The organism is Agaribacterium sp. ZY112 (assembly GCF_041346925.1).
In the GTDB taxonomy this organism is placed as follows: domain Bacteria; phylum Pseudomonadota; class Gammaproteobacteria; order Pseudomonadales; family Cellvibrionaceae; genus Agaribacterium.
Genome location: NZ_CP166840.1, coordinates 946,363 through 961,581 on the forward strand (window position 1 = coordinate 946,363; position 15,219 = coordinate 961,581).

16 protein-coding genes are annotated in these 15,219 nt (G+C 43.5%); 15 read left to right on the forward strand and 1 reads right to left on the reverse strand.

All coding sequences use genetic code 11. The features are described 5' to 3' along the window. Positions 1-37 precede the first annotated feature (37 nt). Both AB1S55_RS04145 and AB1S55_RS04150 read left to right on the forward strand, forming a co-directional pair. Positions 38-520 (forward strand): YajQ family cyclic di-GMP-binding protein, encoded by a 483-nt coding sequence (locus AB1S55_RS04145; protein WP_370980528.1) that lies wholly within the window; start codon positions 38-40, stop codon positions 518-520. A 5-nt stretch (positions 521-525) separates the two neighbouring features. Beyond that, the gene (locus tag AB1S55_RS04150) at positions 526-963 is read left to right on the forward strand and encodes a low molecular weight phosphatase family protein (protein WP_370980529.1); all 438 of its coding nucleotides are present in this window, start codon (positions 526-528) and stop codon (positions 961-963) included. A gap of 1 nt (position 964) precedes the next feature. Here AB1S55_RS04150 and AB1S55_RS04155 read toward each other — a convergent pair whose 3' ends face one another. Next, positions 965-2,407, reverse strand: a complete 1,443-nt coding sequence (locus tag AB1S55_RS04155) for a response regulator (protein WP_370980530.1) — start codon at positions 2,405-2,407, stop codon at positions 965-967. A gap of 77 nt (positions 2,408-2,484) precedes the next feature. Between AB1S55_RS04155 and AB1S55_RS04160 the strand changes: the two genes are divergently transcribed. From AB1S55_RS04160 to AB1S55_RS04220, 13 genes are all read left to right on the forward strand, one after another. After that, a complete protein-coding gene (locus AB1S55_RS04160) occupies positions 2,485-3,597 on the forward strand; it encodes a hypothetical protein (protein ID WP_370980531.1) in 1,113 nt (370 codons plus the stop codon). A 273-nt stretch (positions 3,598-3,870) separates the two neighbouring features. Beyond that, a complete protein-coding gene (locus AB1S55_RS04165) occupies positions 3,871-4,257 on the forward strand; it encodes an ATP synthase subunit I (RefSeq protein WP_370980532.1) in 387 nt (128 codons plus the stop codon). A gap of 110 nt (positions 4,258-4,367) precedes the next feature. Then, positions 4,368-5,309, forward strand: a complete 942-nt coding sequence (gene atpB, locus AB1S55_RS04170) for a F0F1 ATP synthase subunit A (RefSeq protein WP_370980533.1) — start codon at positions 4,368-4,370, stop codon at positions 5,307-5,309. 55 nt (positions 5,310-5,364) lie between these two features. Next, positions 5,365-5,604: a F0F1 ATP synthase subunit C gene (gene atpE, locus AB1S55_RS04175; protein ID WP_096086639.1), complete on the forward strand. Its 240-nt coding sequence runs from the start codon at positions 5,365-5,367 to the stop codon at positions 5,602-5,604. 39 nt (positions 5,605-5,643) lie between these two features. Then, the gene (locus AB1S55_RS04180; protein ID WP_370980534.1) at positions 5,644-6,114 is read left to right on the forward strand and encodes a F0F1 ATP synthase subunit B; all 471 of its coding nucleotides are present in this window, start codon (positions 5,644-5,646) and stop codon (positions 6,112-6,114) included. A gap of 17 nt (positions 6,115-6,131) precedes the next feature. Further along, the gene (locus AB1S55_RS04185) at positions 6,132-6,668 is read left to right on the forward strand and encodes a F0F1 ATP synthase subunit delta (protein ID WP_370980535.1); all 537 of its coding nucleotides are present in this window, start codon (positions 6,132-6,134) and stop codon (positions 6,666-6,668) included. 64 nt (positions 6,669-6,732) lie between these two features. After that, positions 6,733-8,274, forward strand: coding sequence for a F0F1 ATP synthase subunit alpha (gene atpA / locus AB1S55_RS04190; protein ID WP_370980536.1), 1,542 nt, complete (start codon positions 6,733-6,735; stop codon positions 8,272-8,274). A gap of 6 nt (positions 8,275-8,280) precedes the next feature. After that, positions 8,281-9,141: a F0F1 ATP synthase subunit gamma gene (gene atpG, locus AB1S55_RS04195; protein ID WP_370980537.1), complete on the forward strand. Its 861-nt coding sequence runs from the start codon at positions 8,281-8,283 to the stop codon at positions 9,139-9,141. Positions 9,142-9,191: 50 nt separating this feature from the next. Then, positions 9,192-10,604, forward strand: coding sequence for a F0F1 ATP synthase subunit beta (gene atpD, locus AB1S55_RS04200; RefSeq protein WP_370980538.1), 1,413 nt, complete (start codon positions 9,192-9,194; stop codon positions 10,602-10,604). A gap of 11 nt (positions 10,605-10,615) precedes the next feature. Next, a complete protein-coding gene (locus tag AB1S55_RS04205; protein WP_370980539.1) occupies positions 10,616-11,035 on the forward strand; it encodes a F0F1 ATP synthase subunit epsilon in 420 nt (139 codons plus the stop codon). A 111-nt stretch (positions 11,036-11,146) separates the two neighbouring features. After that, a complete protein-coding gene (gene glmU, locus AB1S55_RS04210) occupies positions 11,147-12,505 on the forward strand; it encodes a bifunctional UDP-N-acetylglucosamine diphosphorylase/glucosamine-1-phosphate N-acetyltransferase GlmU (protein ID WP_370980540.1) in 1,359 nt (452 codons plus the stop codon). Positions 12,506-12,583: 78 nt separating this feature from the next. Next, positions 12,584-13,114: a YaeQ family protein gene (locus tag AB1S55_RS04215; protein WP_370980541.1), complete on the forward strand. Its 531-nt coding sequence runs from the start codon at positions 12,584-12,586 to the stop codon at positions 13,112-13,114. 109 nt (positions 13,115-13,223) lie between these two features. Further along, positions 13,224-15,212, forward strand: coding sequence for a TonB-dependent receptor plug domain-containing protein (locus AB1S55_RS04220; RefSeq protein WP_370980542.1), 1,989 nt, complete (start codon positions 13,224-13,226; stop codon positions 15,210-15,212). The last annotated feature ends 7 nt before the right edge of the window (positions 15,213-15,219 follow it).

A 15,219-nucleotide genomic window follows, 5' to 3' on the forward strand; every position in this document is an offset into this window, starting at 1 on the left:
CCTTAAATATTGATTAAGTTTTAATGGAGATATGGCCGTGCCATCTTTTGACATTGTATCTGAAATAGACAAACACGAATTACAAAATGCGATTGAGAATGCTCAACGTGAACTTGAAACACGTTTTGATTTCCGAGGAGTGAATGCTAGCTTTGAATGGGCTGACCCTGATGCCATCTTAAAAGCCGATGCTGAATTTCAAATTAACCAAATGAAAGACATCCTGATCTCTAAGCTAGTTAAGCGAAAGATTGACCCTGGTATGATGGATAGCGGAAGCATAGAGGGGGCAAGTAAAGGCGTAAAACTTAAGGTAAATTTTAAAGAAGGTATTGAAAAAGAGATTGCTAAAAAAATTGTAAAGTTACTTAAAGATAGCAAGTTAAAAGTACAAACACAGATCCAAGGCGAAGAATTACGTGTAACAGGTAAAAAGCGTGATGATTTACAAAGTGCCATGCAATGTGTTCGTAGTGCTGATTTGGGACAACCCTTTCAGTTTAAAAACTTTAGAGATTAATATTAATGAAAAAAATACTTTTTCTTTGTACGGGTAATTACTACCGAAGTCGTTTTTCTGAAGAGTACTTTAATTATCATTGTAAAGAAAGAAAACTGAATTGGTCTGCCGATTCAATGGGCATACAACGAGATTTTACAGGCAATGGTAATGTCGGACCAATTGCCGCTCAAACGTTAGCAAAATTAGATGAGTTAGGTATTAATCCTCAGGCACATACACGTATGCCCAAGCATGTTCAAACAGAGCACTTTAATGAATATGATAGAGTGATTGCTGTCAGTATTGATGAGCATGAACCTATGATGAAATTGATATGGTCTGATTCAGAGCTAGAGAAAATAGAATTTTTTGAAGTAGAAGATTTACATATCTACGGGCATGAAGTTGCCTTCCCGATTTTAATTAAATCATTAGACAAGCTTATTAGTGATTTACATTAGTCTATTTAGGGATATTCACCTGAAAGCTGGCTCCACCGAGCCGGCTTTTTTTATAGGAAATTTTTCCTTTATGTGCCTGTACAACCGTATTGGCTATAGCTAAGCCTAAGCCTGTACTTTTTTCACCACCTGTAGCTTGGCTACTTAGTACTTTAAATGCTTTAAATAAATCGGCTTGTTCTTCTTCTTTAATACCTGGGCCTGAATCACTGACACAAAACTCAAAACAATCATTATTATCTACTAAGGATATTTCTATTGGACTTCCTGTTGGGCTGTACTTAATGGCGTTGGTTATTAGGTTATCAATGACTTGTCGTATTTTTACCGAATCAATATTGGCTTGAATTTTATCAAACTGAATTTTATTGAGGCTCATATTCTTACTCTCAGCATCTGAGGAGTAAAGTTGAATTCGGTCATCAATTAAACGGCTGATATCTTCGTTTTCAATATTAAGTTTTAACTCACCGCTTTCAATCGCGCTTACGTCTAATAAATCACTAAGCAAATCTAGTAATGCTTCACTGCTATTTTCAATCATATTAAGCAGTTGCGATTGTCTTTCTATTTTAGGCTGGCGCTTAATAATATAATTAGCTGCTGTTTTAATCGCACCTACCGGCCCTCTAATATCGTGCGCGACCGTCCCGAGAAGTTTGTTTTTTGTGTGATTGAGTTCTTGAAGTTTACTGTAGTTTTCTATTCTATCAATTGCATGATTAACTCTGCATAACAGTTCTTCTGGCACAAAGGGTTTTAGAAGGAAGTCATCGGCTCCACTTTTTATAAATTGAGCTGAAAGCGCTCGCCCATCTTCCCCGCTGACACCAATGATTTCAAATACATCACGGTGACGGCTCTCTCGGATCTTGGCTGCTAATTCTAATCCGCTTGTTTCACCCATGTAGCAGTCAAGGATGGCTACCTTAATATCTGAGTTTTTTTCTAAGACCTGTAAGGCTTGTTTGGCATCTTCAGCTTCATGTACTGTCAGGCGCTGAGTTTTAAGTAATTTCTTTATCGTTTTTCGTGCGACTAGGCTGTCATCAACAACAAGAACTTCAACATCTTTATTTTTATGCAGTCGAGCCATAATCCAACAGATGTACTCAAGGCTATGGCTGCCGTTTTTGCTGGCATAATCTGCAATGCCTTTATCCCAAAGATCTTGTTTTAGGCTTTGATCATTGGTGCTTGTAAAAACAACGGCGGGAATATTCCTTGCGACAACAATATCCGTAGCCTCCCCAGAGGGGGCATCGGGCAAATTTAGATCGACAATAGCTGCGAAATAGCTTGCAGCCTTCTCTTGAAGTAAGGCCTCGGCTTCTGCCATGCTATAGGCGACATCGCTCTGAAAACCGCCGTTTTCTGAGAGCAACTTTTGCAGCAACAAAGCAAAGGACTTTGTGTCTTCAATAATGAGGACGCGGTCAGACATGTTTTAACTTTTATCTATCGGATCGAAGCCTTCTAAGCATAGACCAAGCTTGAACCAGACATAGGAAAAAATCCGTTATGGATAACAAGTTGTTAAAGGATGAAATTAACGCCACTTCAGTCAAAAAACTAGCAGCTTTATTCACTGACTTAGCTTGTGAATTTGATGCCATGAGCTTTAGTGAGCTTGCTTTAACGGGGCTCGATCAACTGTCTTTGAAGCAAAGGGTCTTTCATATCGTTCACGCTCTTAAGCAGGTTTTGTCAGTTGAATACCTGAAGATAACGCAGTTATTCGATAAGCTATCTGAAAATCAAGAGCGCAATAAGACTTTGACTGCCTTTGAGGCATGGCCCTTGATTGAGTTTATTGGTCTAGAGGGGATTGAGCAGCCTGAACTTGCCCTGCCCTGCTTAGCCAAGCTGACTCACTTATTTAGTGCCGAGTTTGCTATACGCCCCTACCTTGAGAAGCATGAGGCTCTTTGCTTTACGTTTTTTGAAGCGTGGTTAGGTAGCAAAGATGAGCATATTAGGCGCTTGATCAGCGAAGGGACTCGGCCCCGATTGCCTTGGGGGGCTCAGTTAACAAAATATCGTTCAGACCCTGTACCACTGGAAGCTTTCTTAAGAGCATTGAGCACTGACGACAGCCTCTATGTGCGCAGGTCTGTGGCTAATAACCTAAATGATATTGGTAAGGACAATCCTGAGTGGCTTATCGATACTTGTGAGTCATGGTTGGCGCGAGATCTAGAGCCGGAGCTAGCTAAACGCTGCCTTTGGGTGATAAAGCACGGCCTGCGTAGCTTGGTTAAGCTGGGTAATAGTAAGGCTTTGCGTCTGCTTGGATATCACGGTGAGCTAGAAAAAGCAGAGCTAAGTCTTTCTGGTGATAGAGTTTCTATAGGCGCCAGCTTAGAATTGGTCGCCCATTTGCTGTGCGGGGCTGAAGCTGGACGCTTTGTTATTGATTACAGTATCGCTTTTGTGAAGAAAAATGGTTCTGTAAGCAGCAAGGTATTCAAGTGGAAGAATGTAGAGCTCGATCCGGGGGAGAAGCTTGAACTAAGCAAGAAGCAAAGTTTTAAAGTACTTAGTACTCGCCAGTATTACTCCGGCTTACATCAAGTAAGTTTATTGGTGAACGGAGATGTTAAAGCACAAGCAATATTTGATTTGAGTACGTAATACCTCCATTTTGCATGCTTTGTTATTGCAATAAGGCAAAACACAGCAGTAAAAGATAAAGCAGTTGTTGAACAGCTAGTTCATCATCCCTATAATCTGCCAGCCCCAGCCTGCATGGGGTGATAATTAGAGAAATGATTCTCGTTTAATGTAGATCAGAGTGCTATTGCTTAAACAGCCTATTTAGCGTGTTTAATAGCAGCTATCACAACAAATCTGACAGGTTTCATCGCCCATTAAACGACTGGTAGCAAATAACGTAGATCAGCCTGCATGAAAAACTTTAGCCCGCTGCTTTTCAGCCTAAAGTTCCAGCTGATTGCTTTTGTCATAGTTGTACCTATAGCCGCCCTTTGGGGCAAGGTTGAGTGTTACTCCCTTGGGCTAGGTATGATTGTGTTCGTTCTACCCAATCTCTATTTCACCTACTATGCTTTTCGTTTTCGAGGCGCCCGCCACGCTGCTTGGATTAAGCAGAGTTTTATGTGGGGGCAGATGGGCAAGTTATCACTCACTGCAGTGTGCTTTGCGTTGATCTTTCGCTTTGTGCAACCGCTAAATGTGATGGCTCTTTTTACAGGCTTTTGCCTGATGTTGATTTTACAGTGTTGGCTTGCCCGTAAGGTTGCCAACACTTTCGCTGAAACCACCAGCGAATGAGGTTGTCAAAGGCCGCTGCAACGGTTTTTGACAAGGATGAGCCTCAGAACGTCTCTTTTACAAGAGGCATAAACAGTTTCTTTTATAGTTAAATGGGTAGCTAATTAGCTATGGCAAGTTCATCTGAAGGCTTAACAGCCACTGGATATATCCAGCATCACCTGCAAAATATGACCTACGGCAAATTGCCTTCTGGTTATGTTCGTCACAACAGCGACGGTACAGAAACTGTACTTGAGCAATCAACCTGGACTTTGGCCCATACAAGCCAAGAAGCCAAAGACATGGGCTTTAATGCCGTACATGTCGATACCATGGGTTGGTCTATCTTGTTGGCGAGTCTTTTTTGTTTTATGTTTTGGCGTGTTTCTAAGAAAGCTCAAGCTGGTGTTCCTACTGGTGTACAAAGCTTTGTAGAGTTGATCGTTGATTTTGTTAACAACACTGTTAGTGATATCTTCCATCACAAAAACACCATGATCGCGCCAATGGGCTTAACGATTTTCTGTTGGGTGTTCTTAATGAACCTGATGGATTTGATCCCGGTAGATTGGCTGCCATCAGCGGCAATGGCTGTTACAGGTGACTCTCACTTCTTCTTTAAAGTGGTACCAACAACAGATCCAAATGCTACTTTGGGTATGGCTATTTCAGTCTTCTTGTTGATGATTATCTTCTCAATTAAAGAAAAAGGTCTTTGGGGGTTTATCAAAGAGCTTACCTGCCACCCATTCTTCGCACCGAAGAAGTTGTGGTACCTAAATATTATTCTTATTCCGGTGAATACCATTCTTGAGACCGTTGCTTTGATTGCTAAGCCTATCTCGCTTGGCTTGCGATTGTTCGGAAATATGTATGCCGGCGAAATGATTTTCATCCTGATTGCATTGTTGTTTAGCGTTGGCGTCTTCTTTGGCGTTGTCGGTGGCTTCTTGCAGTGGGGTTGGGCGGTATTCCACATACTTGTGATTACCCTACAGGCCTTTATCTTTATGGTTCTGACCACGGTTTATATGGCCATGGCTCACGATAACCATGATGAAGAACACTAATTAACTTTCACTTTTAACTTTCACTTTATATTTTCGTTTCTTAGGAGAAATACAAATGGCACAAGCTCTTGTTTACATCGCTGCTGCTCTTCTTATTGGTCTTGGTGCTCTAGGTACTGCTATCGGTTTTGGTACTCTAGGTGGCAAATTGCTTGAAGGTTCTGCACGTCAGCCTGAGCAAGGTCCTGCTCTACAAGGCAAAATGTTCCTTATGGCTGGTCTACTTGATGCGGTTCCAATGATCGGTGTTGGTATCGGCATGTACTTGATCTTCGCTGTAGCGCCAGGTCTTTAATCACATCTACCTCCAATACTTAACTAACGAGGTGCAGGTGTGAATATTAACCTTACCCTTATCGGTCAATCAGTTACGTTTTTCATCTTCGTAGCTTTTTGCTGGAAATTTGTATGGCCCGCATTGATCGGTGTTATGCAAGACCGCGAAAAGCGCATTGCAGAAGGTTTAGAAGCGGCTGATCGAGCTGATAAAGATCTTGAACTGGCCCAGAAAAAAGCCACTGAACAACTGCGTGAAGCTAAAGAACAAGCTGCACAAATTGTTGATCAAGCTAACAAGCGTGCTGCTCAAATTGTTGATGAAGCAAAAGAGCAAGCCGTTGCTGAAGGCGACCGCATTAAAGCTGCTGCTGGTGCAGAAGTTGAACGCGAAATCAGTCAGGCTCGTGAAGAATTGCGTGGTCAAGTGGCTACTCTTGCATTAGCCGGTGCTGAAAAAGTACTTGGTGCAAGCGTTGATGCGAAAGCTCACGCTGCAATGCTGGACAAACTGGCCGCTGAGCTATAAACGGGGATTAACGAGCTATGGCAGAGTTAACAACCCTTGCGCGCCCTTACGCTAAAGCTGCTTTTGAAAGTGCTTTGCAAGACAGTGATCTAGCCAGTTGGGCTGAAGCGTTGACATTGCTAGCCGCAGTGTCAGCTCAAGCACCCGCTGCTGCTTTGATCTCTGCTCCGCAGATCACTGCAGAGCAAAAAGCCCAGAGTCTAAAAGATATCTGTGCTGACAAGCTTAATAAAAAGCAACAGAACTTCGTCAGTATCCTTGCTGAGAATGATCGTTTAGCGCTTTTGCCTGAGATTGCTACTTTGTACGAGTTGTACAAAGCCAATCAAGAGCAAAGTGTTGATGTGAATATTGAGACAGCATTTGACTTAGACGAAGCCCAGTTGAGCGCTTTGCAAGTGAGTTTGAAAAAGACGCTTGCTCGCGAAGTTGAACTCAGCACTTCTGTTAACAGCGACTTGCTTGGTGGTGTGTTTATCCGTGCCGGTGATACCGTGATCGATGCTTCGATCCGTGGTCGCCTTAATAAATTGGCCGGAGCGATAAGCGCCTAATTGGATTTGGCTGCTGCTCTGAAGCAGCCAAATTTATAATCGAATTGAACGTAGGAAATCCAGTATGCAACAGCTGAATCCTTCAGAAATTAGCGAAATTATTAAATCGCGCATCGACTCGCTAGAAGTAACAAGCGAAGCGCAAAATGAAGGTACCGTTGTTTCAGTAACAGACGGTATTATTCGTATCCACGGTCTTGCCGACGTAATGTACGGTGAGATGATCGAGTTTGAAGGCGGTGTCTTCGGTATGGCGCTTAACCTTGAGCGCGATTCTGTTGGTGCGGTAATCCTTGGTGACTATAAAAGCATCGCGGAAGGCCAAACCTGTAAGTGCACAGGCCGTATTCTAGAAGTACCTGTCGGCGAAGAGCTGCTTGGTCGCGTTGTAGACGCACTAGGTAACCCTATCGACGGTAAAGGTCCTATCGAAGCAAAACAAACCGACGCAATCGAAAAAATTGCACCGGGTGTAATTGCTCGTCAATCAGTTGATCAGCCAGTACAAATCGGCTTGAAAGCAGTTGATACCATGGTTCCAATCGGTCGTGGTCAGCGTGAGTTGATCATTGGTGACCGTCAGACTGGTAAAACCGCTGTCGCTGTTGATGCCATCATCAACCAAAAAGGCACTGGTATTAAGTGTGTTTACGTTGCTGTTGGTCAGAAAGCTTCTTCAATTGCCTCTGTTGTTCGCAAGCTCGAAGAGCACGGCGCAATGGATCACACCATCGTTGTTGCTGCTACCGCATCTGATCCAGCTGCTATGCAGTTCTTGGCTCCGTTTGGTGGTTGTACCATGGGTGAATACTTCCGTGATCGCGGTGAAGACGCTCTAATCATTTACGATGATTTGACTAAACAAGCTTGGGCTTATCGTCAGATTTCATTGTTACTACGTCGCCCACCGGGCCGTGAAGCCTACCCTGGTGACGTTTTCTACTTGCATTCACGTCTTCTTGAGCGTGCTGCTCGTGTAAATGCTGAATACGTAGAAAAATTCACCAATGGTGAAGTGAAAGGTAAAACCGGTTCATTGACCGCTCTACCTATCATTGAAACTCAAGCTGGTGACGTATCTGCATTCGTACCGACCAACGTAATTTCAATTACTGATGGTCAGATCTTCTTAGAAACTGACTTGTTTAACGCCGGCATTCGTCCTGCGATGAACGCAGGTGTATCGGTTTCTCGTGTAGGTGGTTCTGCACAGACTAAGATCGTTAAGAAGCTTTCGGGTGGTATTCGTACCGCACTTGCTCAGTACCGTGAATTGGCTGCCTTTGCTCAGTTCGCTTCCGACCTCGATGACGCTACTAAAGCGCAGTTGGATCATGGTGAGCGCGTAACCGAGCTTATGAAGCAGAAGCAATATTCTCCGCAAAGCGTTGGCGAGATGGCTGTTGTGGTTTACGCCGCAAACGAAGGCTACTTGCAAGATGTAGAAGTTAACAAATTGGGCGACTTCGAAGCCTCTTTGTTGAGCTACATGAATGCTGAGCAAGCTGAGCTAATGGCGCAAATGAATACTGGTGCTTATAACGACGAGATCGCTTCAGGCATCAAAGCTGCGCTAGATAACTTCAAAGCCACTCAAACTTGGTAATTGCCCATGGCTAGCGGAAAAGAGATACGCACCAAAATAGGTAGTATCAAAAATACGCAAAAGATTACCAAGGCGATGGAAATGGTCGCCGCGAGTAAAATGCGTCGAGCGCAAGACCGCATGAGTGCGGGCAAACCTTACGCTCAGCGCATTCGCTCCGTAGTTCGTCACATCGCAGCGGGTAATCCCGAGTACAAACATATGTACTTGAGCGAGCGCGAAGTTAAACGTGTTGGATACATTCTTGTATCTACCGACCGTGGTTTATGTGGTGGTTTGAACATTAACTTGTTTAAAACTGCTATTCGCCACAGTAAAGAGTGGGCTGATCAAGAAGTAGAAATCGACTTCTGTCTGATCGGTGCAAAAGCAGCTGCGTTCTTTAAGAGCGTTGGTGGCAACATTGTTGCTAGCACTCGTGATACTGGCGAACAGCCTGAAGTATCACACCTGATCGGTAGTGTGAAAGTGATGTTGGACGCGTTTGCGGAAGGCAAAATTGATCACCTATACCTTGTTGGTAATGACTTTGTTAATACCATGACGCAAGCCCCTTACGTTAATCAGCTCTTGCCTTTGCAAGCTGACGAAGACGAAGGCTTACGTCATCAGTGGGATTACTTGTACGAGCCCGATGCCCAAGATTTACTTGAAGGCTTATTGACTCGCTACATTGAATCTCAGGTATACCAAGCTGTAGTTGAAAACGTTGCTTGTGAGCAAGCAGCGCGAATGATTGCGATGAAGTCTGCAACTGATAATGCAGGCAGCATGATCGATGATCTACAGACTGTGTACAACAAAGCTCGACAAGCCGCAATTACTCAGGAAATTTCTGAGATTGTGAGTGGTGCTGCAGCGGTTTAAACCACTGCAGAAATGACAGAATTAAATATTGAATATACGAGGAAGCGAACATGAGTAGCGGACGTATAGTACAGATTATCGGCGCAGTAATTGACGTGGAATTTCCACGCGATGCAGTGCCACAAGTCTATGACGCACTAAAAGTAGTTGGCAAAGACCTCACCCTTGAAGTTCAGCAACAGTTGGGTGACGGCGTTGTTCGTGCCATTGCTATGGGTTCTTCAGAAGGTGTGAGCCGAGGCTTAGAAGTTGAGAACACTGGTGCACCAGTTTCCGTACCTGTTGGTACCGAAACTTTGGGTCGTATCATGGATGTTCTTGGTAACCCAATTGATGAGTGTGGTCCTATTGGTGAAAAAGAGCGCGCCTCTATTCACCGTGAAGCACCCGCTTATGACGAGTTGAGTTCTTCAACTGAACTACTTGAGACTGGTATCAAGGTTGTTGACCTTGTATGTCCATTCGCTAAGGGTGGTAAAGTTGGTCTGTTTGGTGGTGCAGGTGTTGGTAAAACCGTAAACATGATGGAACTTATTAACAACATCGCCCTAGAGCACAGCGGTTTGTCTGTATTCGCCGGTGTTGGTGAGCGTACTCGTGAAGGTAACGATTTCTACCACGAAATGCAGGAATCTGGCGTTGTAAACGTTGAAGAATTCAGCAAATCTAAAGTAGCAATGGTTTACGGCCAAATGAATGAGCCACCTGGTAACCGTTTGCGTGTTGCTTTGACTGGTTTGACTATGGCTGAAAAATTCCGTGACGAAGGTAAAGACGTACTGTTATTTGTTGATAACATCTATCGTTACACCTTGGCAGGTACAGAAGTATCAGCACTTCTAGGTCGTATGCCTTCAGCGGTAGGTTATCAGCCTACTCTTGCAGAGGAAATGGGTGTACTTCAGGAGCGTATTACTTCGACTAAGACCGGTTCAATTACTTCAATCCAGGCCGTTTACGTACCTGCGGATGATTTGACCGATCCATCTCCTGCAACCACCTTTGCTCACTTGGATGCAACGGTTGTACTTAGCCGTGATATCGCATCAAAAGGTATTTACCCTGCGATCGATCCTCTCGACTCAACTTCACGTCAGCTTGACCCATTAATCATTGGTCAAGAGCACTATGAAGTTGCTCGTGGTGTGCAGACTGTTCTTCAGCGCTATAAAGAGCTGAAAGACATCATCGCCATCTTGGGTATGGACGAGCTAAGCGAAGAAGATAAGCAGCTTGTAAACCGTGCGCGTAAGATTGAACGTTTCTTGTCTCAGCCTTTCCACGTTGCTGAAGTATTCACCGGTTCACCTGGTAAGTACGTTAGCTTGAAAGACACCATTGCCGGCTTTAAAGGCCTGCTAGCTGGTGACTACGACGATCTACCAGAACAGGCTTTCTACATGGTTGGTACCATGGAAGAAGCGGTAGAAAACGCGAAGAAGATTGCTGCTAAAGCAGCCTAGGGGTATAGCACATGGCTATGACTTTCCACTGTGACGTTGTGAGTGCCGAGCGTGAGATTTTCTCAGGTTTGGTTGAGCTTCTAGTCGCAAATGGTTCGGAAGGTGAGTTGGGACTAACTTATGGTCACAGCCCTCTTTTGACTCGTCTGAAGCCCGGCCCTATCCGTCTCAAGACCCAAAAGGGTGATGAGCAAATCTTCTACGTCAGTGGTGGATTCTTGGAAGTACAGCCTCACGTTGTGACTGTACTTGCAGATACCGCCCTGCGCGAAGGCGATATGGATGAGGCTGCTGCTCAGAAAGCGAAAGAACTCGCCGAACAAGCCATTAAAGAAAATAGCGAAGGCATCGACTACAAGGCAGCGTCTTCACGCTTAGCCGAAGCGGAAGCTCAGTTGCGCACGATTCGTGCAATACGCAAGCAGAAGTAAGTCGTTTTGCTTAACGCTAAAAAGGTGGCCTAGGCCGCCTTTTTTTTTGCCTAATTGTTATGATTTGCTATTAATACAGCAAGCTCACAACTGCTTAATTAAGGGACGCTTATGACCGATGTAATCATTCTCGCAGCGGGTAAAGGTACTCGTATGCGATCGAGTAAACCCAAAGTTTTACACACCATAGGTGCTAAGCCTTTGGTTCAGCACGTTATTGACTGTGCTAAAGAATTAAACGCAGAAAAAGCGATTGTGGTTGTAGGCCATGGCGGCGAAGAAGTTAAAGCTGAAGTCAGTGGCGAAGCTCTGGTTTTTGTTGAGCAGACAGAGCAGTTAGGTACAGGGCATGCTGTTGCACAAGCACTGCCTGAACTTAATGAAAATAAACCTGTGCTCATTCTCTACGGTGATGTTCCACTTATACAGCCTGAAACACTTAAGACCCTACTCTCTGGTGTCAGTGACAATAGCATGGCTTTACTCACTGTTGAGTTAGCTAATCCAACAGGTTATGGACGAATCATTCGCAATAAAAATGGCGATGTAGAAGCCATTGTTGAGCAAAAAGATGCAAGTGATGAGCAGCTAGCTATTTGTGAAGGAAATACCGGCGTAATGGCTGTTAATTCAAATAAGCTACAAGCTTGGCTGCCAAAGCTCTCTAATAATAATGCCCAAGGTGAATATTACCTGACGGATATTATTGAAATGGCTCGCTCAGAAGCGATGGATGTTGTGGCTGTTAAAGCGGCAAATGAAGTTGAGGTAGCCGGTATCAATAATCGCTTACAACAAGCCGAGCTAGAGAGAGCGTTTCAAAAGCTAGAAGCTGAAAAGCTGATGCAGCAAGGTTTGTGTTTGCTCGACCCTGCCCGCTTTGACCTTCGTGGTAGTTTGACGGTCGGAATGGACTGCGAAATCGACGTAAACTGCGTAATAATTGGTCAAGTAGAGTTAGGTAATAATGTAACAGTCGGCCCTAACTGTGTTCTAAAAAACGTGAAAATCGGCGATAAAACGAATATTGACGCCAATAGTGTCTTAGAAGACAGTACGGTGGGTGAACGTTGCCAAATTGGCCCTTATGCGCGTTTACGCCCTGCAACAGTCTTGGCCAATGGCGCAAAAATCGGTAATTTTGTCGAAACTAAAAAAGCCACTATCGGCTTAGGTTCCAAGGTAAACCACTTAAGCTATGTGGGTGATGCTAAGGTAGGTGACGGTGTGAATATCGGCGCTGGCACCATCACTTGTAATTACGACGGTGTAAACAAAAGCCTGACTGAGATTGAAGATGGTGCCTTTATCGGTTCAAACACCGCGCTAGTAGCCCCCGTTAAGATTGGGCTTAACTCGACAGTTGCTGCAGGTTCTACAGTCACTAAAGGGTCAGAAGAAGGTCAATTAGTACTGAGTCGTGCAAAACAGCGAAATATTGATGGTTGGGCTAGGCCTAGCAAAAAATAGGCTTGTAGATTTAGAGCGGGGTGCTGTGTGTACCCTGCTGATACAAGCCCCTATTCTTCTATGTAAAAAGCATCATTTATGGCCTTATCCTCTACCATCTACAAATTCAATATTCAGCTCAGTGATATGAACCGTCATGTGTATGAAACGCTAGAGCTGAGGGTGGCTTTGCACCCATCTGAAACCTGTGAGCGTATGCTCGTTAGGGTGCTAGCTTATTGTATGAACTATTCGCAGGGGCTGAGTTTTAGCAAAGGTTTATGCGCGCCTGATGATCCAGATATTGAGCTACTTGATCTTAGCGGTCAGCGTTTACTTTGGCTTGATGTTGGTGAGCCCAAGCCTGAGCGAATTAAAAAAGCCTGCCGCCAGAGCCAAGCGGTGTCGGTGTATAGCTTTAACAGTAAAAGTGAAGCGTGGTGGGCGGAAAATAAAGCTCTGATGCAGACTTTTGATGCGAAATTCTATCGTTTTACTTGGAGCGAGTTACAAACCTTAGCAAGCACGATAGAAAGAACGCTAACGTGGAGCCTCAGTGTTACTGAGAATGAGCTGATGTTGCTTGATAACAACGACAGCGTTTACAACCTTGTTGTAGAGAGCTTGTAATACCGGCTTTGAGCCATATAAGCGCTTAGTTTCAGACTTAGATTTATAAGTCATCAAGCCCAAATACTTTCCTATAATCAAAGCTGGGGTATTAAACGGGTTGAACTAGGTGAAACAAAGCTTAACGTTAATCGCAATGCTTGCAGCAACGAAGCTTGCAAGCGCATCGGAGCTAGGCAGTTTATTATCTCTAGAGCTTGATGAGCTATTAAACGTTCCTATAACGGCTTCCACCCTTACTGAACACGATCTTCGAAGCGTACCCTCCTCCGTCACGGTTTTCACCGATACTCAAATTAAACGTCTATCGGTCGACTATTTATACGAGCTTGCTGAACTAGTGCCTGGCTTTCAAACGGTTCGCATGGGGGATTCACAGCATGATTATGCTATTTCATCACGTGGGCGACGAATCGCTGACTTAAGCGCAGAAATTCTTGTTCTTATTGATGGGCAGCGCATTGAAAACCCAAGAACATCATCTGGTTTACAGTACTTAAATAAACTGCCTGTCGATTTCATTGAAAAAATTGAGTTTATTCGAGGCCCAGGAGCTGCAATTTATGGCTCAAATGCGATGATGGGAGTCATCAATATAACTACACGTAGTGATGTGCAAACAGTCAGTACAACTTTAGGTTCAAATCATAAAATTAAACTAACTTGGCAAGAACGCTTTGAGATCGATAAATTTAAAGCCGACTTCTATATTCACTACGATAAAGATCAAGGCCAATCATATCGTGTTAAAGATTCTTTTTCTGAGGCATCGATAAATACAAAAGACCCAAGAGACAGTTTATTAGCCCAAATTAAAGTAGTAGATCAAAGCAATAAGTTCGATGTACTTGTGAGTAAGGATCACTATGATGACTTTTACTACTTTGAAAGAGTTGCCAACGATGTAAACCAGTTTGATAAAGATTTATACCGGCTCAATTATCAGAAAGTTTGGTCTTCAGGACGATGGGAAAATATTGTAAACCTATCTTACAACCACGCTGAAGGAAAAAGTACATCAATACTCTTGCCAGAGAACAGCTTTGGCTCTGGCAGTGATGATTTTATTGTTCGTGCAGACTTCAGCTCCATAAGTTACTCACTTAATTGGACGACAACCATCGACTTAAATGAAAAAAGTAGCTTACAGTCCGGTATTGAGTATCGTCATATTGATGTTGAAGAGGGCTGGGCTAGTTCAAATTATCAGTTAAGTGATGTTAACGATGGAATCATTCCTCCAACTGCTTATGACAGCATCATAAAAAATACGCTTATTCAGGAAAGTAGTAAACAAGATATATATGGTTTGTTTATGCAATACCAGTATCAATTGCGTTATGATTTAAGCTTATTAGCTGGATTTAGATATGACTATTTTGAAAGTTCCGGTGATCAACTGAGTCCTCGTTTGGCTTTAGTAAAATTGTTTGGAGAAAGCCATAGCCTAAAACTACTTTACAGTGAAGCTTTTAGGGCTCCTACTGCAAATGAAACAAAGCTAAAGAATATTCCTGGTCTAGAAGCAAATTCGGATCTTGTATCTGAAAGAGTTAAAACTGTTGATCTAATATGGCTTATAAGTCATAACAAAAGCACTTACCAGATTGGAGCTTTTACTTCATATTTTGATGATTCCATTTTACAGCTTGCACAAGTAGGCGGAGCAAGAAAGTACGTAAATAAAGATCAAGACCCTGTACAAGGGCTTGAGTTTGAAGCAAAACTATATATAAACGAAAAGAATCAAGTTGCCGCTGCCGCAACTTATATACATGCCAAGCCTGAGCAAAGCTTTAGAGAGGCCGATGAACTAGCTTCATTAACATGGCTAAATGAAGTGAATGAGTCTACAGACTTTTCTATTACTGCTAACTATAGAGGGGCAAGGCAGATGGTATCTGGAGAAGTAATAGAGCCCTATTATTTATTATCGTCAAAAATAAATTATGCTTTTAGCAAGAACCTAGACGCTTATATTCAAGTAAAGAACTTGAGTGACACAAGCTATCAGACCCCTCAAGCGGGCGAATTCCCTGAAGCGGGTATTCCCAACAAGGGTAGAGAGATTTCCGTAGGATTAAGCTACTCTTACTAGAGGCTTA

Coding starts and splice junctions, on each gene's coding strand:
- glmU (WP_370980540.1), top strand. CDS start 11,147: ATGACCGATGTAATCATTCTCGCAGCGGGTAAAGGTACTCGTATGCGA.
- atpD (WP_370980538.1), top strand. CDS start 9,192: ATGAGTAGCGGACGTATAGTACAGATTATCGGCGCAGTAATTGACGTG.
- AB1S55_RS04160 (WP_370980531.1), top strand. CDS start 2,485: ATGGATAACAAGTTGTTAAAGGATGAAATTAACGCCACTTCAGTCAAA.
- AB1S55_RS04215 (WP_370980541.1), top strand. CDS start 12,584: ATGGCCTTATCCTCTACCATCTACAAATTCAATATTCAGCTCAGTGAT.
- AB1S55_RS04155 (WP_370980530.1), bottom strand. CDS start 2,407: ATGTCTGACCGCGTCCTCATTATTGAAGACACAAAGTCCTTTGCTTTG.
- AB1S55_RS04185 (WP_370980535.1), top strand. CDS start 6,132: ATGGCAGAGTTAACAACCCTTGCGCGCCCTTACGCTAAAGCTGCTTTT.
- atpB (WP_370980533.1), top strand. CDS start 4,368: ATGGCAAGTTCATCTGAAGGCTTAACAGCCACTGGATATATCCAGCAT.
- atpE (WP_096086639.1), top strand. CDS start 5,365: ATGGCACAAGCTCTTGTTTACATCGCTGCTGCTCTTCTTATTGGTCTT.
- AB1S55_RS04205 (WP_370980539.1), top strand. CDS start 10,616: ATGGCTATGACTTTCCACTGTGACGTTGTGAGTGCCGAGCGTGAGATT.
- AB1S55_RS04165 (WP_370980532.1), top strand. CDS start 3,871: ATGAAAAACTTTAGCCCGCTGCTTTTCAGCCTAAAGTTCCAGCTGATT.
- atpA (WP_370980536.1), top strand. CDS start 6,733: ATGCAACAGCTGAATCCTTCAGAAATTAGCGAAATTATTAAATCGCGC.
- AB1S55_RS04150 (WP_370980529.1), top strand. CDS start 526: ATGAAAAAAATACTTTTTCTTTGTACGGGTAATTACTACCGAAGTCGT.
- atpG (WP_370980537.1), top strand. CDS start 8,281: ATGGCTAGCGGAAAAGAGATACGCACCAAAATAGGTAGTATCAAAAAT.